The 21,867-nt window shown below is 69.5% G+C and carries 18 protein-coding genes (1 of these 18 cut by a window edge); 6 read left to right on the plus strand and 12 right to left on the minus strand.

Annotation, left to right across the window (positions count from 1 at the left end):
- Positions 1-395, minus strand: partial view of an alkene reductase gene (locus tag CA12_RS02065; RefSeq protein ID WP_145357098.1) — the 5' end (the start) only. 724 nt of this gene lie to the left of the window's left edge; only the first 395 of its 1,119 coding nucleotides appear in the window; its start codon is at positions 393-395; its stop codon lies beyond the left edge, outside the window.
- A 219-nt stretch (positions 396-614) separates the two neighbouring features.
- Here CA12_RS02065 and CA12_RS02070 point away from each other — a divergent pair, with 219 nt between their 5' ends.
- Positions 615-1,553: an alpha/beta hydrolase gene (locus CA12_RS02070; RefSeq protein WP_145357100.1), complete on the plus strand. Its 939-nt coding sequence runs from the start codon at positions 615-617 to the stop codon at positions 1,551-1,553.
- Positions 1,554-1,573: 20 nt separating this feature from the next.
- Here CA12_RS02070 and CA12_RS02075 read toward each other — a convergent pair whose 3' ends face one another.
- From CA12_RS02075 to CA12_RS02100, 6 genes are all read right to left on the minus strand, one after another.
- Positions 1,574-4,084 (minus strand): ligase-associated DNA damage response DEXH box helicase, encoded by a 2,511-nt coding sequence (locus CA12_RS02075; protein ID WP_145357101.1) that lies wholly within the window; start codon positions 4,082-4,084, stop codon positions 1,574-1,576.
- On the minus strand, positions 4,077-4,373 hold the full coding sequence (locus CA12_RS02080; protein ID WP_145357103.1) for a hypothetical protein: 297 nt from the start codon (positions 4,371-4,373) through the stop codon (positions 4,077-4,079). The genes CA12_RS02075 and CA12_RS02080 overlap by 8 nt, the downstream gene beginning before the upstream one ends.
- Before the next feature lie 103 nt (positions 4,374-4,476).
- The gene (locus tag CA12_RS02085; protein WP_145357105.1) at positions 4,477-5,703 is read right to left on the minus strand and encodes a hypothetical protein; all 1,227 of its coding nucleotides are present in this window, start codon (positions 5,701-5,703) and stop codon (positions 4,477-4,479) included.
- Positions 5,704-5,736: 33 nt separating this feature from the next.
- Positions 5,737-6,090, minus strand: coding sequence for a hypothetical protein (locus tag CA12_RS02090; RefSeq protein WP_145357107.1), 354 nt, complete (start codon positions 6,088-6,090; stop codon positions 5,737-5,739).
- On the minus strand, positions 6,087-7,679 hold the full coding sequence (locus CA12_RS02095) for an ATP-dependent DNA ligase (protein ID WP_145357109.1): 1,593 nt from the start codon (positions 7,677-7,679) through the stop codon (positions 6,087-6,089). The genes CA12_RS02090 and CA12_RS02095 overlap by 4 nt, the downstream gene beginning before the upstream one ends.
- A complete protein-coding gene (locus CA12_RS02100) occupies positions 7,676-8,734 on the minus strand; it encodes a ligase-associated DNA damage response exonuclease (protein WP_145357111.1) in 1,059 nt (352 codons plus the stop codon). The genes CA12_RS02095 and CA12_RS02100 overlap by 4 nt, the downstream gene beginning before the upstream one ends.
- Positions 8,735-8,817: 83 nt before the next feature.
- Between CA12_RS02100 and CA12_RS02105 the strand changes: the two genes are divergently transcribed.
- Positions 8,818-10,212 carry a sulfatase family protein gene (locus CA12_RS02105; protein ID WP_145357113.1) on the plus strand — a complete coding sequence of 465 codons (1,395 nt, stop codon included), beginning with the start codon at positions 8,818-8,820 and terminating at the stop codon, positions 10,210-10,212.
- 215 nt (positions 10,213-10,427) lie between these two features.
- Positions 10,428-11,693: a putative DNA modification/repair radical SAM protein gene (locus CA12_RS02110; protein ID WP_207622204.1), complete on the plus strand. Its 1,266-nt coding sequence runs from the start codon at positions 10,428-10,430 to the stop codon at positions 11,691-11,693.
- 8 nt (positions 11,694-11,701) lie between these two features.
- On the opposite strand, the gene CA12_RS02115 is transcribed toward CA12_RS02110, so the two are convergent.
- The 3 genes from CA12_RS02115 to CA12_RS02125 form a co-directional block, all read right to left on the minus strand.
- Positions 11,702-13,288 carry a sulfatase gene (locus CA12_RS02115; protein ID WP_145357117.1) on the minus strand — a complete coding sequence of 529 codons (1,587 nt, stop codon included), beginning with the start codon at positions 13,286-13,288 and terminating at the stop codon, positions 11,702-11,704.
- Positions 13,289-13,373: 85 nt separating this feature from the next.
- Positions 13,374-13,979: a hypothetical protein gene (locus CA12_RS02120; RefSeq protein ID WP_145357119.1), complete on the minus strand. Its 606-nt coding sequence runs from the start codon at positions 13,977-13,979 to the stop codon at positions 13,374-13,376.
- A gap of 104 nt (positions 13,980-14,083) precedes the next feature.
- The gene (locus tag CA12_RS02125) at positions 14,084-14,767 is read right to left on the minus strand and encodes a hypothetical protein (RefSeq protein ID WP_145357121.1); all 684 of its coding nucleotides are present in this window, start codon (positions 14,765-14,767) and stop codon (positions 14,084-14,086) included.
- A 98-nt stretch (positions 14,768-14,865) separates the two neighbouring features.
- Between CA12_RS02125 and CA12_RS23075 the strand changes: the two genes are divergently transcribed.
- Positions 14,866-16,293 (plus strand): UdgX family uracil-DNA binding protein, encoded by a 1,428-nt coding sequence (locus CA12_RS23075; RefSeq protein ID WP_145357123.1) that lies wholly within the window; start codon positions 14,866-14,868, stop codon positions 16,291-16,293.
- A gap of 119 nt (positions 16,294-16,412) precedes the next feature.
- Here CA12_RS23075 and CA12_RS02135 read toward each other — a convergent pair whose 3' ends face one another.
- On the minus strand, positions 16,413-17,534 hold the full coding sequence (locus CA12_RS02135) for a pyridoxal phosphate-dependent aminotransferase (RefSeq protein ID WP_145357125.1): 1,122 nt from the start codon (positions 17,532-17,534) through the stop codon (positions 16,413-16,415).
- Between the two features lie 67 nt (positions 17,535-17,601).
- Between CA12_RS02135 and CA12_RS02140 the strand changes: the two genes are divergently transcribed.
- Positions 17,602-18,474 carry a class I SAM-dependent methyltransferase gene (locus CA12_RS02140; protein WP_145357127.1) on the plus strand — a complete coding sequence of 291 codons (873 nt, stop codon included), beginning with the start codon at positions 17,602-17,604 and terminating at the stop codon, positions 18,472-18,474.
- 36 nt (positions 18,475-18,510) lie between these two features.
- A complete protein-coding gene (locus tag CA12_RS02145; RefSeq protein WP_145357129.1) occupies positions 18,511-20,157 on the plus strand; it encodes a hypothetical protein in 1,647 nt (548 codons plus the stop codon).
- Between the two features lie 84 nt (positions 20,158-20,241).
- On the opposite strand, the gene purH is transcribed toward CA12_RS02145, so the two are convergent.
- A complete protein-coding gene (gene purH / locus CA12_RS02150) occupies positions 20,242-21,831 on the minus strand; it encodes a bifunctional phosphoribosylaminoimidazolecarboxamide formyltransferase/IMP cyclohydrolase (RefSeq protein WP_145357131.1) in 1,590 nt (529 codons plus the stop codon).
- Positions 21,832-21,867: the final 36 nt, after the last annotated feature.

The following is a 21,867-nucleotide window of genomic DNA, read 5'->3' on the forward strand; positions in this document are numbered from 1 at the left end:
TCGCCCTTGGCGGCGATGGCGCTGGGGGCGACCGGGTCCTTGCCGCCGGGTTGAAACGCCTGATGGGAGGCCCGGCCGACGTGCCATAACTGGCAGGCGATCAGGCCGCCGCTCTCGTGCACGGCGGCGGTGACCTTCCGCCAGCCGGCGACCTGGGCGTCGGTGAACAGCCCCGGCACGCCCGGATAGCCGCGGCCCTCCTGAGCGATCTCCGTCGCTTCGGAGAACAGCAGCCCGCCGGTCGCCCGTTCGCGGTAATAGGCGGCGTTCAGTTGCCAGGGCACGTGCCCCGGCAACAGGGACCGGCACCGCGTCAGCGGCGCCATCCAGACGCGGTTCCGGACTTCTAAATCGCCGACGGTCAGCGGGTTGAACAGCGGGTCCGAGGAAGACATGGGCGGGGCGAACGGCGGAGGAAGGAGAAGACGGTCCGGCGTTGTAGGACGCTCATTGCGACGGGCAAGGCGAGCGGGTTAAGGGGCGAGGCCGGCGAGCGCCCGCCCCCGCCGACCTCGCGGCGGGCGGGCCCGGTCGCGGCCGGGGGAAGGGATCGGCCCGCGCTGATTTGATACGCTTGCCCGCTTCGTCCCGCTCCCCGTTCTCCGGCTCGTTCCATGCTGCCACGCCCCGTTCCCGTTCGCCTCCTGGCGTCCCTGGCCGTCGCCGCGACGCTGATCGCGACCCCCGGCTTCGCCCAGGACGAACCGCTGCCCGTGCCGAAGGGCGTCGTCGCCCACCGGGACCTCGCCTATGTCCCGGACGGGCACGAGCGGCAGAAGCTCGATCTCTATCTGCCGGAGGGGGCCGAGCAGAACGCCGAACCGCTACCGGTGGTCGTCTGGATCCACGGCGGCGGCTGGTCCGGCGGGAGCAAACGGGGCTGCCCGCCGCTGAACCCGCGGTTCATTCAGAACGGCTACGCGGTCGCGAGCGTCGGGTATCGACTGACCGACGCCGCCCCCTTCCCCGCCCAAATTGAAGACTGCCGGGCCGCGATCCGTTACCTCCGAGCCCATGCGAAGGAATACAATCTCAATCCCGACCGCATCGGCGTCTGGGGCAGCTCCGCAGGGGGGCACCTCGTAGCACTGCTGGGGACGTCCGGGGACGAGACGGCGTTCGACGTCGGCAAGAATAAAGACGTGTCCGCCCGGGTGCAGGCCGTCTGCGACTACTACGGCCCCGCCGACTTCCCCGCCTTCGCCGAGTCGGACGGTTACGAACGCGTGGCGCTCCGCCCGGGTTCGCCCGTCTATAAGCTGCTCGGTGGCCCGGTCATGGAGAAGGCGGAACTGGCCCGCCGGGCGAGCCCCGTCACTTTCGCGTCGGCGGACGACCCGCCCTTCTTCATCGTGCACGGCACGGAGGACCCGGTCGTCCCCGCGGACCAGAGCGTGCGCCTGCACGCCGCCCTCCAGAAGGCCGGCGTCGATTCCACGTTAAAGCTGATCGAGGGCGGCGCCCACGGCGGCAAGGAGTTTCACAGCGGCGAGACGCTCGGCGAGGTGGTCGCCTTCTTTGACAAGCATTTAAAGAGCCCGTCGGCGAAGTGACGGTCGCGCCGAAGTGACGGTCAGCCCGCCGCCCGCTCCAATTGCAGCGTCATCCGCTTCACGCGATCGCTCAGCTTTTCGCTGCTGACGCGCTCCCGCATTCGGTCCACCAACAGCGGGAACGCCAGCGGCGTCGGGCGGCGGCATTCGTTGAGAATCAGACGAGCCCGGCCGAGGCGGTTCAACGTCTCCTCCAGTCGGGCCGCGTCGAGCTGTCGGTCCAGCACCTCCTCGGTCGCCTGTTTGAACAGCAGGTTGCCCGGGTCGTAATTTTGAAAGACGTCGTAGAGCAGCCCGCTGGAGGCCTGCATCTGCTTCGCGGACTTGCCGGCGCCGGGGTAGCCGGTGAATACCAAGCCGGCGACCCGGGCGATCTCCCGGAACTGCCGCTTGGCCATCTCGACGGCATTGAGCGACTCCGCTACGTCCTCCCGCAGGCGTTCCGGGGAGAGCAGTCCGTCCTTCAACGCCGCCTCCAGCGGGGCCGGCACGGGCGATAATAACTCGACGCCATAATCATTCACCGCGACGGCGAACGTCGTCGACACCTTCCGCGACAGCCGCAGCGCCCACAACGCCCCCAGCCCCTCGTGCACCTGCCGGCCGGCGAAGGGGAAGAAAAACAGGTGATGCCCGTCGCGGGTTTTGGTGCGTTCAATGAGAAACTCGTCCCGCCCAGGCAGGTGGGACCAGCGTTGTTGCAGGTCGAGGATCGGCCGCACGGCGGTCATCTCCGGCCCACGGTCGTTCCCGTCGCGGGCCTCCTCCAGCTTGGAGCGCACGGCAGCGGCTAACTCGCTGGAGAGCGGCATGCGGCCCCCGCTCCACCGCGGCACGGCGCCGGTCACGCCCTTCGCCTTGCGAACCCAGGCCTTCATCTCGAACACCTTGACCAACTCCAGCGGCCGCCCGGCGAACAGGAACTTATCGCCCGGTTTGAGCCGACTGACGAACGCCTCCTCCACCATGCCCAGCCGGGCCCCCTTGAGGAACCGCACCTCGACCGCCGCGTCCGAGGCGATCGTGCCGATACTCATCCGGTGCCGGCGGGCGACGGTTTTGTCCTCCACTCGATATTCGCCCTCCCGCAGGGCGACGCGGGAATACTCGGGATAGTTCCGCAACGCCTCCCCGCCGCGGGTAATGAAGTCCAGGCACCAGTCCCACTCCGCGTCCGTCACCGCGGCGAAGCTGCTCGCGGTGCGGATTTCTTCTAATAATTCGTCCCGACGGAACCCCGTGCCGAGGGCGATCGTCACGGCGTGTTGAACCAGCACGTCCAGCGGCTTGCGGGGCGGCGTGCGGGCCTCGATCGCCCCGGCCTCCATCGCGGCCCGGGCGGCGGCGACCTCCACCAATTCCAACGCGTGCGTCGGCACGCAAGTCACGCGGCTCGTCTGCCCCGGGGCGTGCCCGCTGCGGCCGGCCCGCTGGAGCAGTCTCGCCACGCCCTTCGGGCTGCCGACCTGCAACACCCGCTCGACCGGGGCGAAGTCCACGCCGAGGTCCAGACTCGACGTGCTCACCACGCATTTTAACTCGCCGTTCTTGAGCCCCGCCTCGACCCACCGGCGGCTCTCCTTGCCCAACGAACCATGATGCAACGCGATCCGCCCCGCCCAGTCCGGCCGGGCTTTGAGCAACGCCTGGTACCACAACTCCGTCTGGCTGCGGGTGTTCGTAAACAGAATGGAGGACGCGGCCCCCTCCACGATCGGCAACACCTGATCGAGCTGTTTGAGCCCCAGGTGCCCGGACCAGGGGAAACGTTCGACGGTCTCCGGCAGGATCGAATCGACCGCGTATTTCTTGCGGCGGCCGCCGGAGATGACGGTCGGGATCTCCGCGTCGGCCCCCAGCAGCGTCTCCGCGGCCTCGTCGATATTTCCCAGCGTGGCGCTCAGCCCCCACGTCTTCAAAAACGGCCGCCAACGCCGCAGGCGGGCGAGGCAGAGTTCCGTCTGGCTGCCGCGTTTAGAACCTAATAACTCGTGCCACTCGTCCACGATCACGCATTCGAGGTGGGCGAACTGCTCCACGCAGTCCGTCCGGGCGAGAGCCAGCGAGAGGCTCTCCGGCGTCGTCAGTAACGCCGTCGGCAGACGCTTGGTTTGACGGGAGCGGATCTTGGAGGCGGTGTCCCCGGTGCGGCTTTCCAACGACCAGTTCAACCCGAGGGCGTCCAGCGGAACGCGGAGGCTGTGCTCCGTATCCCCGGCCAGCGCCCGCAGCGGGGTGATCCACAACACCCGCAGCGGCGGGGAACGGCGGCGGCGTTTCGTCTCCGTCTCGCCGGCTTTGGCAGGGTCGCGGATTTCGCCGCGGGCGAGGCCGTCGATGACCGGCCCCAGCCACGCCGCCAGCGTTTTGCCGGTGCCGGTGGTGGCGTGAATTAGCCCGCTCTCACCGTTCGCATAGGCGTTCCAGGCCTGGGTTTGAAAGCGAAACGGGCTGCGGACGGTCGATTCGAACCACCCGCGGACCGCCCGCTTCGCCCGCGCGACCGCGGCTCTCGACGGGGCGTCAGTCACGCATCCCCCGCCACGCCCGGGACAGCAGAAACGACCCGGCTCCGAAGCCGACGGCCCCCGCCCCGACGATCGCCGCGGCCGCGCTCCCGTTCTCCAATCGGACCGGCCCGGGCGACACGACGAGGGAGGTCGAGTGGACCTGAACGTCCCCGCCGGAATACCGCCCGATCCCCACGTCGGCCGGCCACCGTTCGGCGAACGCCCCGACCGCCCAGACGCCCGCCCACAGGACGGGGACCGACCCCAGCAACGCCGCCGCCCCGGTCACTCCGAAGAGAACCCGCTTCATCCGACCGCCCCACGGTCGGCGGGCGGGGGCGGAACAGCGGCGGCGCTCGGGACGGTCACGCCGTCAGTCTAGGCGGCCGCGGCCCGCCGGCCGCCCCGCCGCCTCACTCGGGCGGCACGGCGGCGTCGAGTTCGGTCAGCAACCGCCGGGACCGGAGGGCCGTCAGCCGCGGGCGGGCGGACCGGGCGTCCCTGCGGGCGCCGGGCAGGTCGCCGTGATCGGCCCGGGCCAACGCCCGCCAGGCCCGCATCATGTCCCGCATGAGCGCCATCAGCGGGTTGCCCGGGGCGAACGGTGCGGTGCGGTCGAGGGCTTCGGACAGCCGCGCGTCCGCCCCGCGGGCGTCGCCGGTGCGGAGCGCCCAGAGCCCCTCGGCGAACGGCATGATCGCGGCGAGCAGGTCGCTGACCGGTCCGGCCGCCGCCGCGTCGAGCAGTCGTCGGGCCTCCGCGGTTGCCTCACCCCGTTTCAGCAGTTCCAAGGCGAGGTCGAGGCCGATCGTCGGGTCGTCCGGGGCCAGGTCGTGGGCGCGTCGGAGTCGTTCGAGCACGTCGTCGTACCGCTCCGCGACGCCGTACGCCTCCGCCGTCCGGCCGTGGGCCATCGCGAGGGCGGCGGTCTGAGGGGAAGCCGGTTCGGCGGGGGGCTCCTCGTCGGGGAACAGGTCGGCGACCTCCTCTGCGGACCACGCCGCCGCGTCCTCGTCGTCCGCGTCGGGGTGCCTGCCGACGCCCGGCGGGGGGCCGAGGTGGGGCGCCATGAGTTCCAGCCCCTCTTCCAGCCGCCCCAGGCCGGCGAGGGCGACGGCCTCCCGGGCGTCCAGTTCCAAGTCTGGGACTTTCCCCCGCAGTCCGGGGGCAAGGGCGAGGACCTTCTCCCACCGCCCCCACGAGGCGGCGGTCAGCAGACGGTTGTACCGGCGGTGAGGGCCGACGAAGGAGGAGTACAGGCTGAACGGCAGCGGGAAGACCAACCACGCCGCCGCCAGCCAGGCGTAGAACCCCCACCCGTCCCGCTGCACAACGAAGATCACCACGCCCGCGGCGATGAGGTGCGAAAGCCAGGTCTTCCGATAAAACAGCTTCGCCAGCGCCCAGGCGAACCCCAGCGGCCCCACCGCCCGCAGTTCGAGCTGCTCCTTGGGGGTGAGGTCCGGGGCGTCCGGCTGGCCGCGGACCGCCTCGGCGGAGACGTCGTCGGTGTGCAGCGTGAGGTCGCGGTGCCCGTCGGCCTCCAACTCCGCCAGCGCCGCGGCGGCGGAGACCGCTTCGACGTGCCGCACGTCCTGGCGGCCGTCCGGGTCGGTCGTCGTGACGAAATAGCGGTTCATCAGGCGGCCGGTCGCGGCGTGGAGACCGGCCGATCATTCCGACGCCGGCGCTCCCTTTCCAGCCTGGCGGCGGGGGCGGGCAGACGAGTCCCCCTTGGCCCGCCATGTCCAAATCAGAAGCGCGACGCCGCCGAGGGTTCCGCCCAACCCCGCGGCCGTGGGCACGATCCAGGCCCACTCGCCGACGAACTCCAGGGGCCCGACGAACATCGTGAAGTTCGGGTCGTAGTCGTACGGGGCCCGGGGGTCCTGAAACCAGCCGAAGTGCATGTCCCCGCCCAGCGTGACGCCCCGAACCAGGAATGTAATTCCAAGGAGGAGCAAACTCACGCCACCGACGACGGCGGCGAGCCGGAGCCGGTTCGGCCGGGTGCGGCGACGGGTCATGCGATCAGGCCCTTCACCGTGTCCAGCGTGTCCGCCTCGGCGGCGGTTTTGTCGTCGCGGATGCGGACGATGCGGGGGAACCGCACCGCGATGCCGCTCTTGTGGCGAGAGCTTTTTTGGATGTTCTCGAAGGCCAACTCGAAGACCCGTTCCTGTTTGACCTGGCGGACGGGGCCGAATTTATCCGTCGTGTTGCGACGGATCCAGCGGTCGACGCTGCCGATCTCCTGATCCGTCAGGCCGCTGTAGGCCTTCGCGAACGGCACGAGTTGCCCGTCGTCCCACACGCCGAAGGTGTAGTCCGTATAGAGACTCGCCCGACGGCCGTGGCCGCGTTGGGCGTAGAGCATCACCCCGTCGACGGTGTACGGGGCCACCTTCCACTTCCACCACGGCCCCCGCACGCGGCCGACGCCGTAGGCGGCGTCCCGGCGTTTCAGCATCAGCCCCTCCGACCGCATCGCCCGGCTGTGCTCCCGGTGGGCGGCGAATTCAGCCCAGGTTTCGCCCTCCAACACGTCCGAGGGGGAGACGTTCACCCCCCGCTCCCCCAGCGCCACGGCGATCGCCGTGAGCAGCGCCCGCCGCTCTTCCAACGACCGACCGCGCACGTCTTCCCCGCCGGCCTCCAGCACGTCGAACAGCACGAAGTGGGCCGGGCAGTCCTGCAATAACTTCTTGCCGACGGTCTTGCGGCCGATGCGGCGTTGCAACTGGGCGAAGCTCTGCACCTCGCCGCCTTTGGCGATCACAATTTCGCCGTCGAGGACCGTGCCGTCCGGCAACGCGTCGGCGACGGCCAGAATCTCCGGGAACCGCTCCCCGATCAGTTCCTCGCCCCGGCTCCAGACGAAGCTCTGCCCCTGCCGGCGGATCACCTGAGCGCGGATGCCGTCCCACTTCCACTCGGCGAAATACTGGCCTGCGTCCGCCAGATCGTCGGCGGGGGCCTCGGTGGGGTGGGCCAGGAAGAAGGGGTACGGGCGGGAGGCGTCGATCTCCCCGTCCGCCTCCGGCTTGGTGAGGGAGCGATAAAACTCCGCGGTCGGCTCCCAGGTTCCCATCATGCGGTGAGCGACCAGTTCCGTGGGGACCCCGCCGGCCTCCGCGAGGGCCTTCACTACCGAGCGCTGCGACACGCCTACCCGGAAGCTGCCGGTCATCAACTTGCCGGCCACGAACCGCTGCGGGCGGTCCAGTTCCCGCCACAGAAGCGCCACCGCCGCCCGGCGTTCGCCCTCCTCCATCTTTTTGAGGGGCAACAGGCGGTCCTCGACGAAGGTTTTGAGCGGCAGGTCGCTCGACTCGGCCGGCTCCGGCAACAGGAGCGCCAGCGTCTCGGCGAGGTCGCCCACCACTTCATAGCTCGCCTCGAACAGCCAATCCGGCACGCCGGCCTCCGCGGCGCCCCAGGCCCGCAGTTCCCGGGACAATAAGAGCCGTTTGAGCTTGCGGCCGGAGAGAAAATAGACCGCCCACGCCGCGTCCCCCGGCGGGGCCGAGCGGAAATATTCGACCAACGCCGCCTGCTTGGCGAGCGTCTTGTTCGTCTCGTCCAGCCGGGTGAATAAGCGAGTGAAGGCTTTCATTCGTTGCTGGCCCCCTCGTTACCGGCGTCGGCCATCTCGGCGTCGGCCTCCTCGCCGCGGTCGTCGGATTCGCCCTCGAACCAGGTGTCCAATTGAGCGGCCGACACGTTCGTCTCCTCGTTCAAATAACGTTCCAGCACGCGGCGGGAGCCGTGCGTGATCAGGCAGCGTTCGCAGCCGGTGTCCGCGATTGTCTGCAGCAGGCCGGGCCAGTCGGCGTGGTCGCTCATCACGAAGCCACGGTCGACGGCCCGGCGGCGGCGCTGGCCGCGGACGAGCATCCACCCGCTGGCGAACGCCGTGCTGTAATTGCGGAACTTCCGTAGCCAGGGCGTGCCGCGGGCGCCGGGCGGGGCCACGACCAGGGCGCCGTCCCAGTCCTTCCCCCGCTCCCCGCGGCCGGCGTATTCGCAGGGCGGCAGTTCGATCCCCGCCCGGCGGTAGCCCTCATTGCACACCTGCACGGCGCCGTGGCCGTAGATCGGTCCGATGCTCGCGTCCGCCCCGGCCAGCAATCGCTGGGCCTTGCCGAGGGCGTAGGCGAACAGCACGCTCACCTTGCCGTCCGCTCGGTTCGTCGCCCACCAGTCGTTGAGTTGGGCGAAGACCTCCTCCTGGGGCGCCCACCGATAGACCGGCAGCCCGAAGGTGCTTTCGGTGATGAAGGTGTGGCAGGGCACGGGCTCGAAGGTCGCGCAGGTGCGGTCGGAACCGAGCTTATAATCACCGGAGACGCACCAGACCTCGCCCCGATGTTCCACCCGCACCTGGGCGCTGCCGAGGATATGGCCGGCGGGGTGCAGGCTGACCCGCACGCCGTTGATCGTTATCGGCTCGCCGTAGGGAACCGTGTCGATCTTCGCCTCGGCGCCCATGCGAGGCCGCAGGACGGGTTCGCCCTCGGGGACGGTGAGGTAGGCGCCCATGCCGCGGCGGGCGTGATCGGCATGCGCGTGGGTGACGACCGCCCGCTCGACCGGCCCCCAAGGGTCGATATAGAAGTCGCCCGCCTCGCAATACAGGCCGCGGTCGGTGCGGGTGAGCAGTTCGGACATGACGCGGCAGGGTGACGGCGGGCCGGTCGAATGGTAGACATCGGTTCCCCGTCCGCCAATCGCCCCTCGCTCAGTCGTCGCCGATGTTCGCCCCGTTGCTGCTCGCCGCCGTCGTCGCCGGGGCCGACGCCCCGACGGAACGACCGAATATCGTGTTGATGATGGCCGACGACCTCGGCTGGGGGGACGTGGGCTATCACCGGGACGCCGGCGGCTCGCCGGGGGCGTTCACCCCGCACCTCGACGAATGGGCGAAGGACGCCGTGCGGCTGGAGCGGTTCTATGCCGCCTCGCCGGTGTGCAGCCCCACGCGGGCCAGCGTGATGACCGGCCGGCACCCGCACCGGGTAGGGATCACCCACGCCAACGTCGGCCATTTACCGGATGAGGAGGAGACGCTCGCCGAACGCCTGCGGGATGCCGGATACGCCACCGGCTTCTTCGGGAAATGGCACCTCGGCACGCTGACGACCGACGTCCGCGACGCGAACCGCGGCCGGCCCGGCAACCTCAAGGACTACGCCCCGCCCTGGGAGCACGGGTTCGACGTGACCTTCGCCACGGAATCGAAAGTTCCCACCTTCGATCCGCTGTGGAAGCCGAAGGTCGGCGCCCGTTCGACGTGGTGGGAGCCGGTCGCCGACCCCGCCGACGCCGTGCCCTACGGCACCGCGTATTGGACGGGACCGGGGCAAACCGCGGAGGAGCTGCGGGGCGACGATTCAGACCGGATCGTCGATCGGGCGACGGCGTTTATTGAAAACAGGGCGACAGTGGGGCGGCCGTTCCTCGCGGTCGTCTGGTTCCACGCCCCGCACCTGCCGGTGGTCGCCGGGGCGGAAGACGCGGCCCGGTTCGCGCATCTGTCGGACTACGAGAAACACTATCGCGGCAGCGTCGCGGCCCTGGACGCCGCCGTCGGTCGGGTCCGGGCGACGCTGCGGGAGGCCGGCGTCGCGGAGAAGACCCTCGTCGTCTTCTGCTCCGATAACGGCCCGGAGGGCGACGCGACCGCCCCCGGCTCGGCCGGCCCGTTCCGCGGTCGCAAACGCGATCTATACGAAGGCGGCGTGCGGGTCCCGGGGCTGATCGAATGGCCGGCCGGCGGGCTGTCCGGCGGCGGCGCGACGAACCTGCCCGTCGTCTCCACGGACCTGTTCCCCACGGTCCTGGCCGCCGCGGGGCTGGAGCCGCCGAGGGACCCTGGCCGGGAGGGGATGAACGTACTCCCCCTGCTCCGCGACGGGGCGACGGAACGGACCAGCCCCATCGGCTTTACCTTTCAGAGCCGCGACGCCTGGACCGAGGACCGCTTCAAACTGATCCGCCCGAAGCGGAACGCCCCGTGGCAGCTCTACGACCTACTCGCCGACCCGGGGGAGGCTCACGATTTAGCCGCGTCGCAGCCGGAGCGGGTCGAACGCATGGCGGCCGACTTTGCCGCGTGGCAGGCGACGCTCGCCCCGGCTGGGCGATAGGAACCGGATTTGACGGCGACCTCGCGGAATACGGCAAAAGCGCCGCGATCGCGTCGTGAAATCGGCCTGTCCGCGGCGGTTGAACAGGGATACGCTCGTCCACTGTTCCGCCTCCCACCGGCTCGCCCATGTCCGCTTTCGTATTGCCGGCGCGATCGCCCTCGGAGACGCCGCCGACGTCCCACCCCACGCCGGCGTTGCAGGCGAAAGGGCCGTTGGACGTCCGCGGCAAGCTGGCGATCCTCGCGGACGCCGCCAAATACGACGCCAGTTGCGCCAGCAGCGGGGCGAAGGGCGCCCGCGACCGCCGGAAGAACAGCGATCCGGGCATCGGTTCGACCGAGAGCATGGGGATCTGCCACAGCTACACGCCGGACGGACGCTGCGTGTCGCTGCTGAAGATTCTGCTGACGAATTACTGCATCTTCGACTGCCAGTATTGCGTGAACCGCGTCACCTCCGACGTGCGGCGGGCCCGGTTCAAAATTGAACAAGTCGTCTCCCTCACGCTCGAATTCTACAAGCGGAACTATATCGAAGGACTGTTCCTCTCCAGTGGCATCATCGGCTCGCCGGACGACACGATGGCCGAGCTGGTCGAGGTCGCCCGCCGGCTGCGGGAAGATCACCATTTCCGCGGCTATATTCACCTGAAGACGATTCCGGAATGCTCCGAGGAACTGATCGAGCAGGCCGGCCTGTTCGCCGACCGGCTCAGCGTGAACGTCGAGTTGCCGACGGAGACCGACCTCCAGAAACTCGCCCCAGAGAAGCGCACGCCGCAGATTGAAGCCGCAATGGCTGAAGTGAAGACCCGCCGGGAGGCGAACCGGGCGGACCGTCGGCGGGGCTTTCAGGCCGCCCCCTTCGCCCCCGCCGGGCAGAGCACGCAGATGATCGTCGGGGCCACGGACACGCCGGACCGCGAAATCCTCAAGACTTCGACGCGGCTCTACAAACGCCACGATCTGCGGCGGATCTATTACTCCGCCTACAGCCCGATTCCCCACGCAGACGCCCGGCTGCCAGGGCAGTCGCCGCCGTTGGTGCGGGAGCACCGGCTCTATCAGGCCGACTGGCTGCTGCGGTTCTACGGTTTTAATGCCGAGGAGATCACTCCGGACGACGCCCCGGACCTCGATCTAGACCTCGACCCGAAGACCGCCTGGGCGTTGCGGCACCGCGGATTGTTTCCCGTCGATATCAATAAAGCGGCGAAGGAGACGCTGCTCCGCGTGCCCGGGCTGGGGGTGCGGAGCGTGGAGCGCATCCTCAAGATCCGCCGCTTCCGGGCGGTGCGGCTGGCCGATCTCAAGCGATTGCGGGTGCCGCTGAAAAAGGCCCGGCCGTTCCTGCTCACCGCCGACCCGGGCGGGGGGAAGTTCCTCGACAGCGAATCTCTGCGGGAGCGGTTCGCCCCCCAGCTGACGCAGGGCTTGCTGTTCGACGCCGCCGGCAGCGCCCTCACCGGCGAGGTGTGAGGGACGGCCTACTTGCCCGCCGCCTGTTTCCGAGGCTGGGCGGAGACGCCGACGAGTTCCGGCCGATACTTGGCCGGGTCGAAGTTGGGGTTCTTGCGCGGCAGCGGGGCGCCGCTCTCCGTCAAAAACTGCTCGAGCTTACCGTTGAGTTGCTGAGCCCGGATCTGTTTGGCGGCCAGCAGATTCGTCGTCTCGCCGGGGTCGTCCGTGAGATTATAGAGGACCAACTGGTGCGGACCGCCGCGGGGGCCGCCGCCCTCGTGAAACAGGCGGATCAGTTTCCACAGCGTGCCGTCGTCGTCGGTCCAGTGGACGCTGGCCGAGGGCGGGAGCCAGTCGGGCACCCGCGGGGCGTGCGGGAAGTAAGTGAAGATCGCGTCCCGCTCCAACTCTCCGCCGTTCAGAGCCGGGACGAGGCTGACGCCGTCGAACTTCAGCCCGTCGGGCGCCGGAAGACCGGCGGCCTCCAGCACGGTGGGGTAGATGTCGGTGGTTTGGACGAGGGCGTCGCTGACAGTTCTCGGCTCGGTCACGCCGGGCAGGACGGTCACCCACGGGACGCGGACGCCGCCCTCGTACATCGTGGCCTTCCCGCCCCGCAGCGGGGCGTTGCTGGTGGGGGTCGTGCCGTCGATCTCGTTATACATATTGCCCCCGTTGTCGCTGGTGAAGATAATCAGCGTATTCTCGGCCAGGCCGAGCCGGTCCAGCGTGTCCAGCAACGTGCCGACGGCGTCGTCGAAGCTCTCCACCATCGCGGCGTACGTCGGGCTCCGCTGCGGGTCGTCCGGGTCGACCTTCGGCCGATATTTTTCGATCAGCTCCGGCTTGGCATCGAAGGGGGCGTGCACGCTGAACTGCCAGTAGTTCAGGAAGAACGGCTCGTCTTTGTGGTCCTCAATAAACCGCGACGCCTCCTCCGCCATGCGGTCTTCGATGTGCTCCCGCGGGGAGTTCGGCGGAAAATTCGGGAACTTCCAGGGGGCGACGAAACTGCCGGCCGGGCCGGGGCCGGGCCAGTGTGGAACGTCCACACCGAAGCCGTGTTCCAGCGGCGAATATGGCTCCGGGCCGAGGTGCCACTTGCCGAAATGTCCCGTCGTGTAGCCGTGCGACCGCAAAGTCTCCGCCAGCGTGAGGTACTTCGGGTCGAGCCGGGTGACGGAATTGCAGGTCGTCGCCTTCATCCCCGGCGGGGCAGTCGGGTTGGCGGACGGCTCCAACACGACCCGCGGCAGGTGGCAGTTCGGCGCCGTGATCCCCACCCGGGCCGGCGACAGTCCGGTGAGAATCCCCGCCCGCGTCGGCGAGCACAGCGGACTGGCCGCGTAGGCCCGGGTGAACGTCAGCCCGCGTTCGGCGAGGCGGGCGACGTTCGGCGTCTGGTACAAGCTCGTCGTGCCGTACAGGGTGGTGTCGCTCCAGCCGAGGTCGTCGGCCAGGATCAGCACCACGTTCGGCGGCCGTTGCGGTTCCTCCGCGGCGAAGGCGGTCGACCCCGCGACCGCCCCGACGCCGCACAGGACGGCGGCGAGTCGAACCAAGCCAAAGCGAACCATCAATGCGGCGCCGGAAAAGACGGAGAACGAATTCATCTCCGCCGATTTTACGGCGCCCCCTCCCCGTCCGATACCGGCGAGGAACCGTCCGCGACCTGCGTTCGGCCGCGGGGGCGTCGCTTCAGCGCGTGGTCGTCATCCGCCGGCGGAGCGTTTCAACGGCGGCCTCGATGCGGTCCGCGGCCTTCTCGTCGCTCACGTCCACCGGATAGCCGACGCCGGTCGCGGAGATCACCACGGCGTTCGGGGCGCCGGAGGTCAGACCGAACTGACGGGCGAGATCGGCGTTCCAGTCCAGCAGGACAGGCGTGTGCGGGGCGGCCCGCCGCAGTTGGAAGGCGATCACGGAGCGAACCGGCCCCGGCACGCCGGGAGCGCTCGCCGCGGCGACGACGTGCACCGGGGGAATGACGGCCCCCGCGGCCGCGCCCGGCACCGGCCGCACGGGCGCCTTGGCGGCCGCCTTCGCGGATTGATCCTTCGCCGTGGGGTGAAAGAGCACGTGCAACGCGGCGCCAAGGTCGCGGCTGGCCTCCGCGGCCTCGCGGTCGCCGTACAGCAGCACCGTCACGCCCGGCCCTGTCCCGCCGACGGCGTGGGCGGTTCCGAATTGATCCGGCATGGCGAACGCCGCGAACGACACCGGGGCGACCGCGTCGGCGGTGACGGTTTGGGCATCGGCCGGGGCGAGGGCGGCGACGAGCAGCAGCGGGGCGGCGAACGGCATCGGTCGGACCTGTACGAGAACGGACCGACGGTGCATAAAACAATCCGCCCCGCAAGGCGAGCGGGGGCGTCAGCCCGCTGAGCAGGCGAGCGGGGGCGAGAGCGTCAACGCCTCAGGGGGCTGACGCCCGCCGCTCGCTCTTCTTCATACGCCCAGCGGGCGCGGGCGTTGAGGCGGTGCCGGACGTCGGACTGCTCCCGCGGGGTCAGCCGCACGGCCGGGGCCTCCGTCGGGACGAACCGGGCGACCAACCGCCGCACGTCGCCGGGCACGTCGGCGGCGGGCACGCCGTCGACCGCGATCAGCTTCCAACGCAGGCTCTTCTCCCGCCAGCGCCAGCGGCCGCCGGCAGGGCCGGGGCGTTCGACGCCGTCGCGTTTGGTCCGGAAGGCGGCGAACATCGCTTCGCGGACCTCCTCCGGGTCCGCGATCACCCGGCCGCCGGCTTCGATCTGCCGGATTAATCCCCGCTCCGCGGCCCGCAGCTCCGCGGGGTCGGCGACGGTTCGGGGAACGTGGATCTGGGCGTAGTCCTGACTGCACCGGTACACCGGCAGGTGGGCCGCCACCCGGACTCCCCACCAGTGGCCACGCTCCGCCTCGTGCCGAGGCGCGCCGCCGAGCGGCGACGGCGAACCGAGGGGGCGAAACAGCTTCACGTAGAACGCTTCGCTGCGGTCCGAGCGGTCGATGCCGTACCGCAACCCCGTGCGCACGCAGGCCAGCACGACGACCGCGTGCAGATATTCGATGCTGTCCACCCGTCGGCGGGCCTCTCCGTCATTCATCACCGTGGGAACCGTCGCGGCGGGCGGGTCGTAACCTGTCCGGGAAAGTGTTCGGGCGTACAATGAGGAGTTCTCGTTTCCGTCGTCCGCCCCCGTCGATGCAGCACGCGACCGCCGACCGCTGGGAGGAGTTTCGCGGCGTCGCCCGGGGGTTGCTGTCGGAGCGTGTTCATCCCGCGGCGGTGCATTGGACCGACGCCCACGACGCCGCGGCCGGCGACGGCCTGTTCGCCGCGGAGCCCCCCGCGGAGGCGAACGCGGCGACGACGACTCTCCGCGTGCCGCCGACGTTTCTCAAGCTGGCCCGGGGGGCGGCCTGTCACTCGGACCCGGCCCGTTGGGAAACGCTGTACGCCCTGCTGTGGCGCCTGACGCACGGCGAACCGCACCTGATGCACGACGCCGCCGACCCGGACGTGGTTCGCCTGCAAACCTGGGCGAAGGCCGTGCGGCGGGACGTCCACAAGATGAAGGCCTTCGTCCGTTTCCGCCGGGTCAGCGAACCGAACACGCCGCATGGCGAGCGTTTCGTGGCGTGGCATCGGCCGGATCATCACATCGTGCGGGCGGCGGCGCCCTTCTTCGTGCGGCGGTTCGCTCCGATGCATTGGGCGATCCTTACCCCGCGGGAGTCGGCGGTCTGGGACACCCGCGAACTGACGTACGGCCCCGGGGTTCCCCGGTCCGAACTTCCGGCGGAGGACCCGACGGAAGAACTCTGGGACACCTATTATCGACACATCTTCAATCCCGCCCGCTTGAAGGTGAGGGCCATGAAGGCCGAGCTGCCCGTGCGGCACTGGCCGACGTTGCCCGAAGCCGCCGCCATTCCCGACCTGATCCGCAGCGCCGCCGACCGCGAGCGGCGGATGATCTCCACGACCGAAGGCTTTTCGATGTCCGCCGCCGAGTTTCTCCCCGACGACCCCGCTCGCCGCACGGACCTCTCCGCCCTCGAACGAGCCGCCGAGGGCTGCCGGGGGTGCGACCTGTACAAGGACGCCACGCAAACGGTCTTTGGCAGCGGTCCGGCGGACGCGGAAATCGTGTTCGTCGGCGAGCAGCCCGGCGACAACGAGGACCGCACCGGCGAGCCGTTCGTCGGCCCCGCCGGGCAGGTGCTCAACGACGCCCTCGAAGACGCCGGCATCGACCGCTCGAAGGTCTATATCACGAACGCGGTCAAGCACTTTAAACATACGCTACAGGGCTCCCGCCGCATCCACGCCAAACCGAGCGCCCGGGAGATCACCGCCTGCAAACCGTGGATCGAGGCGGAGTTCGCCGCGATCAAACCGCGGGCGATCGTCTGCCTGGGGGCGACCGCGGCCCAGGCGATTCTGGGCCGGGATTTTCGGATCACCAAGCAGCGGGGGGAGATTCGGGAGACGCCGTTCTCGCCGATCACCACCGCCACCTGGCACCCCTCCGCGATCTTGCGGGTCCCGGAGGAGGACGCCACCCAGCGGATGTACGACGACCTCGCCGACGACCTCTACGCGGTGGCGCAGTTGATGGCGAAGTGACGACGCTGTGAGCCCGAAGCGCAAGCGAGGGAAACGGGCTGCCACCGACGTTCACGGCTCCGATCCGGGAGGTACGTCGTCCCCCTCGCTTGCGCTTCTGGCTTACAGGGGCCCCCCCGTCAGGCGGGCCCGCGTTCGGCCAACCGGTTCAAGACTTCGGCCCCGCGGCGGATCGTGTCGTCGGTGGCGGCGTAGCTGATGCGAAAGTGGGTGTCCTGCTCGCTGAAGACGTTGCCGGGGATGACCAGCAGGCCCTCCTTGATGCAGGCGGCGACGAACTCCGTGCCCGTGCCCCACGGGGCCGGGACGAACATATAAAATGCCCCGTCGGCCCCGCGGACGGGGAAATTCTCGCCGATCAGGCCAGCCAGCAGGTCGCGTTTGCCGCGGTATTCCTCGACCCGGGCGGACATATCCACGTCCAGCGCCGCCAGCGCCCCCCACTGGGCCGGCTGGGGACTGCACACGAAGGTGTATTGCTGGAGTTTGATCATCTGCTCGATCAGCGCCTTCGGCCCGTGGGCGTAGCCGACCCGCAGGCCGGTCATGCCGTAGGTCTTGGAATATCCGCCGACCACCAGACAGTTTTCGTCGAACGTCGCCGGGCTGACGAACGGCCCGTCGTAGCAGAACAGTTCATAAATCTCGTCGGAAATCAACGGCACGCCGGTCTCCCGGCTCAGTTCGGCGAGGCCGCGGGCTTCCTCCTCCGTCATCACGGCCCCGGTCGGGTTCGCCGGGCTGTTGCAGAGGATCGCCTTCGTCTTGTGTCCAATCGCGGCCCGGACCTTCTCCACGTCGATGCGGAAGTCCGGGTAGGTGTCGACGAACTTGCACACCCCGCCGCACAGTGTGGTGAGGTGCTTGTACATCACGAAGTACGGGTCGAAGGCGACGACCTCGTCCCCCGGGTTCACCAGCGCCGACAGCGCCAGCATCAACCCGCCGCTGGTCCCGCTGGTCACGAACGCCCGGCGGTCGGCGTGGCCGAACGCCTTGTCGACGTCCGCCTGCAACCGGCTGACCAGCGGGGCGACGCCCTGGCTCGGGCTGTAGGCGTTGCGGTCGTTCGCCACGGCGGTGGCGATCGCGGTTTTGACGGCGTCCGGCACCGGGTAGTCCGGCTGGCCGATGGAGAGGTTGATGGGGTCTTCGAGCTGGGCGGCCAGATCGAAGACCTTGCGGATCCCGCTGGCGTCGATGCCGCGGGCGCGGTCGGAGAAGGTGAAAGCGGCGGCCATCGGGGGGCGGAAAACGGGTGAGCGGCTATCCTGCGGAACACCCTACCCGACTCGCCCGCTCTCGCCGATGCCCGCCGCCCACGACGCCTCCCAGGACCAAGCCTCCGACGACGACGTGCTCGTCCCCATCCCCCCCGACCACGGCGAGGTCGAGCCGGCCCCGGAGGAGGTGCGGGCGAACCTCTACGATTTCCCGAAATATTACGACCTCGTCTTCGGCAGCGACTGGAAGGCCGAATACGACTTCCTGTTGGAATGCTTCGACAAATATCGCCCCGGGAAAGTCAAAACGACGTTCGAACCCGCCTGCGGCACCGGCCGGTTGATGGTGAAGCTCGGCAAGGCGGGCCTCGCCGTCGCGGGCAACGACCTGAACGAAAAGGCCGTCGCCTTCTGCAACGAACGCCTGAAACGGCACGGGCTGCCGGAGACGGCGGTCGTCGGCGATATGGCCGACTTCAAACTCCAGAAGCCGGTCGACGCCTGCTTCAACATGATCAATTCCTTCCGCCACCTCGGCAGCGAGGCGGAGGCGCAATCGCATCTCAACTGCGTCGCCGACGCCTTGAAGCCGGGCGGGTTGTATCTGCTCGGCCTGCACCTCACGCCGGAGGACGACGACTGGGAGGGCGAGGAGACCTGGCACGCCCGCCGCGGCCAGCTGAGCATTATCTCCGACCTGCGGACGACGGATTTCGACCGCTCGAAGCGGATGGAAACGCTGGGGATGACGTTCAACATCACCACGCCGACCCGGCATTTCGTGATGCGGGACACGATGCACTATCGCACCTACACCCGCAAAGAAATGGCGGAATTATTCTCGTCCGTCGACCGGTTTGAAATCTTGGAGACGTACGACTTCTGCTACGACATCGAGGAGCCGATCATTATTGACGAGCTCACCGAAGACGTGGTGTACGTGCTGCGGGCCAAGTAGGATCGGCCGTTCCCTCCCACGCCCCGGAGACGACTGATGATTCGCTCAGGCCAGGCTTCCCGCGCCCCCCGCCGGGGGCGATCCTGGCGAACGGCGTCGTTCGTCTTCGCCTTCGGCCTGCTCGGGGCGGGGGCGGCATTCGCCCAGCCGCCGGCCCCGCCGGCGGACGTGGAGGTCGCCGAGGACGCGACTGAGGCTGTGGAGCCGGCGGAGGCAACGCCGACCGAGGCGCCGACGGCGATGCGGGCCCCGGAAGAACCCGGCGTGCGGGTGGAGGAACACAAACGCTGGACGGGCGGGAGCGACTCGCTGGCGAGCGCCGTCGAGGCGTACAACGGAACGGCCGGCGGAAAGCAGGTCCCGCTGACCGTCGAAACCGTCGCCGCCGCGATCCGCCGCGGCTTTCGGGACTGGAATCGAACCACAACCGCGCCGTACGACTGGGTCCTCCGCGGCGAAGAGGCGCCCCGCGGCGGGCGGATCAGTATTATTCGTCTCGATCCATCCTCCGAGGTCAACGGGTCGAAACTGTTCGTGGAAATGAAGACCCCCGGCGCCCCGACGATTTTTCAATTCTCGATCCCCGAAGAAGAGTCTTCCGCCGTCCCCCCCGGCCCCACGCTGGCGGAGGCGGCGGAGCAGTTCAACAGGAGCTATTCCAACGCCGTGGCCGACGGCCTGCCTCCCGTGACAGAGGAAGAGATTCGCGGGAGTCTCCAGAGATTTGTTCGTGAGGAGCCGGCCAAAGAGATGCTCGCCGCCCGGGCCGAGCGAGCGCTGACCGACGGGCGGCTGACGCGGGAGAGCGACGGGCTGCGGGTCGTCTCGCTGGCGCTGCGACGGGGCGAGCGCGGCCCGTCTCGCCGCATCATCGGCGTCACGTTGGACGGGGTGCTCTACCCTGTCCGCGAACTGGGTCTGAGCGACGCCACCCGCGACCGCATCGCCGCCGCCCTCGAGGCTGCGTCGGAGGACGACGCGCTCCCGGTCCAAACGCGCATGAAGCTCCTGCGGGCATCGGTGGACCCGGGGGCACTGTCGGCAGAGCAGAACGCGGCGCTGTTCGCAGAGTTCGTCGATGGGATGCGGAGGGAACTCAAGGTCTCCCGACAAGCAGATCTCGCCCGGGCAGGGCTAGAAGGCGACGAGCCGACAGAGGAGCAGTGGGCTCCAGTCAACGAGTTCTACGAGGAGAAAGACGAGCTCGTCACCACGATGGCGGCACTCGGCGCGACCGCCCCGGACGCGGAGGCGGCCTATTTCGTCGCGTACTTCGGCGGGCAGTTCGGGCCGCCCTTCGGACCGAACGGTGAGTTCCGAGCGGAGCGAACGGCGGCCGTGCGGGTCTTGAAGGAGACGGCCGGTGCCGCGGACGGCGTCCGTGCGTTGGTCGGCGGCCTCGAGCGACCGGAACCGACGCTCCCGGAGGGGGTCGAGTTCTGGCCGGACGACGAGGAACGGCGGGCCGAGCGCCGTCGGCTGGAAGACAGGCAGGCAAGGGCCTACGACTCGCTCCGCACGACTGTGCACGTCCATCGGTCCGCAGTAGACCTCCTCCTGGACGCCGTCCGCTCCGCCCGCCCCACGACGGACGCCCTCGCCGAACCGCTGTTAGACGCTGCGCAGGCCGAGAACCCCGAACTGCGGGCCGCGGCACTCGAGGCGCTGGCGGGCATCGATTAACGAGCGCCAGCCCGAAGCGGTCGCTCCGGCCGTGCGTCGTCACCGTGGACGACGCACGGCCGACGCTTGCGCGTCGGGCTCATATCAGTGCCGGAAGTGGCGGCGGCCGGTGAACAGCATGGCGAGGCCGTGCTCGTTCGCGGCGGCGATCGCTTCGTCGTCGCGCTTGCTGCCGCCGGGTTGGACGATCGCCGTCACGCCGGCCGCCGCGGCGGCGTCCACGCCGTCGCGGAACGGGAAGAACGCGTCGCTGCCGCAGGCCCCGCCCGCCGCCCGGCCGTCGGCCTTTTCGGCGGCGATCTTGGCGCTGTCGAGCCGGCTCATCTGGCCCGCCCCGGCGCCGACTAACTGGCGGTCCTTCACATAGCAAATCGCGTTGCTCTTGAGGTGCTTCACGACCCGCTGGGCGAAGATCAGGTCGGCCCGTTCCGCGGCGGTCGGCTGGCGGTCGGTTTTGCACTCCCACTCGGCCGGGTCGACGGCGGCCTCGTCCCGGTCCTGCACCAGCAACCCGCCGCTGACGCGTCGCAGGTCGGTCGTCACCGGGGCGGCGTCGAGCAGGCCGGGGAGCGACATCAGCCGCACGTTCTTCTTCCAGACCGGCCGGGAGGTGAGCAGGTCGAGGGCGTCGTCGTCGAAGCCGGGGGCCAGCAGGGCCTCGACGAAGCCGGCCGTTTCGCAGATCGCCTCCGCCAGGGCCGCCGTCACCGGGCGGTTCACGGCGATGATCGAACCGAACGCGCTGACCGGGTCGCCGGCGTAGGCCCGCTGGAAGGCCGTCACCGGGTCCTCGTGCTCTGCACAGCCGCAGGGGTTGGTGTGCTTGAGCACCGCACAGGCGGGGGCGTCGAACTCCCGGATGAGTGCCCGGGCGGCGTCCAAATCCAGAAGGTTGTTGTAGCTCAGCCCCTTGCCGTGCAGTTGCTCGGCGGCGGCGAGCGTCTCCGGGCCGGGGTGCGGTTCGACGAAGAACGCCGCCCGCTGGTGGGGATTCTCGCCGTAGGGCAGGTCGGTCCGCTTCTCGAAGGAGGGCGACAACCGGGCCGGGAAGGCGGCGTCGTCCGCGGTTTCGCCCGCCTCTTCATCGGCGTCGGCGTCGGCGGTTTGTTCGACGAACCAGCCGGCGATGGCGGCGTCGTAGGCGGCGGTCGTAGCGAACGCACTGGCGGCGAGAATCCGGCGGTCGTCCACGCTCAGGCCGCCGGCCTTCAGCTTGGCGAGCACGTCGTCGTACTGCTCCGCGTCCGTGACCACGGCGACGCGTTCGTAGTTCTTGGCGGCGCTGCGGAGCATCGAGGGGCCGCCGATGTCGATCTGTTCCACCGTCTCGGCCTCCGGCAGTCCCTTCGCCGCGGCCTCCTCGAACCGGTACAGGTTCACGCAGACCAGATCGATCGGCTGGATGTCGTGCTCCGCCATCGCGGCGGCGTGCTCCGGCAGGTCGGTGCGGCCCAGCAGGCCGCCGTGCACCTTGGGGTGCAGCGTTTTCACCCGGCCGTCGAGCATCTCCGGGAAGCCCGTGACCTCCTCGATCCCGAGCGCCGGCAGCCCGGCGTCCCGCAGATGGCGGAGCGTGCCGCCGGTGGAGATCAATTCATAACCGACCTCCACGAGGCCGGCGGCGAAGTCGGCGAGACCGGTTTTATCGGTGACGGACAGCAGGGCGCGGGGCATCAAATCCTGACGGGGGCCGGGCGGCGGCGGGGGGAG

Source organism: Alienimonas californiensis (assembly GCF_007743815.1).
In the GTDB taxonomy this organism is placed as follows: domain Bacteria; phylum Planctomycetota; class Planctomycetia; order Planctomycetales; family Planctomycetaceae; genus Alienimonas; species Alienimonas californiensis.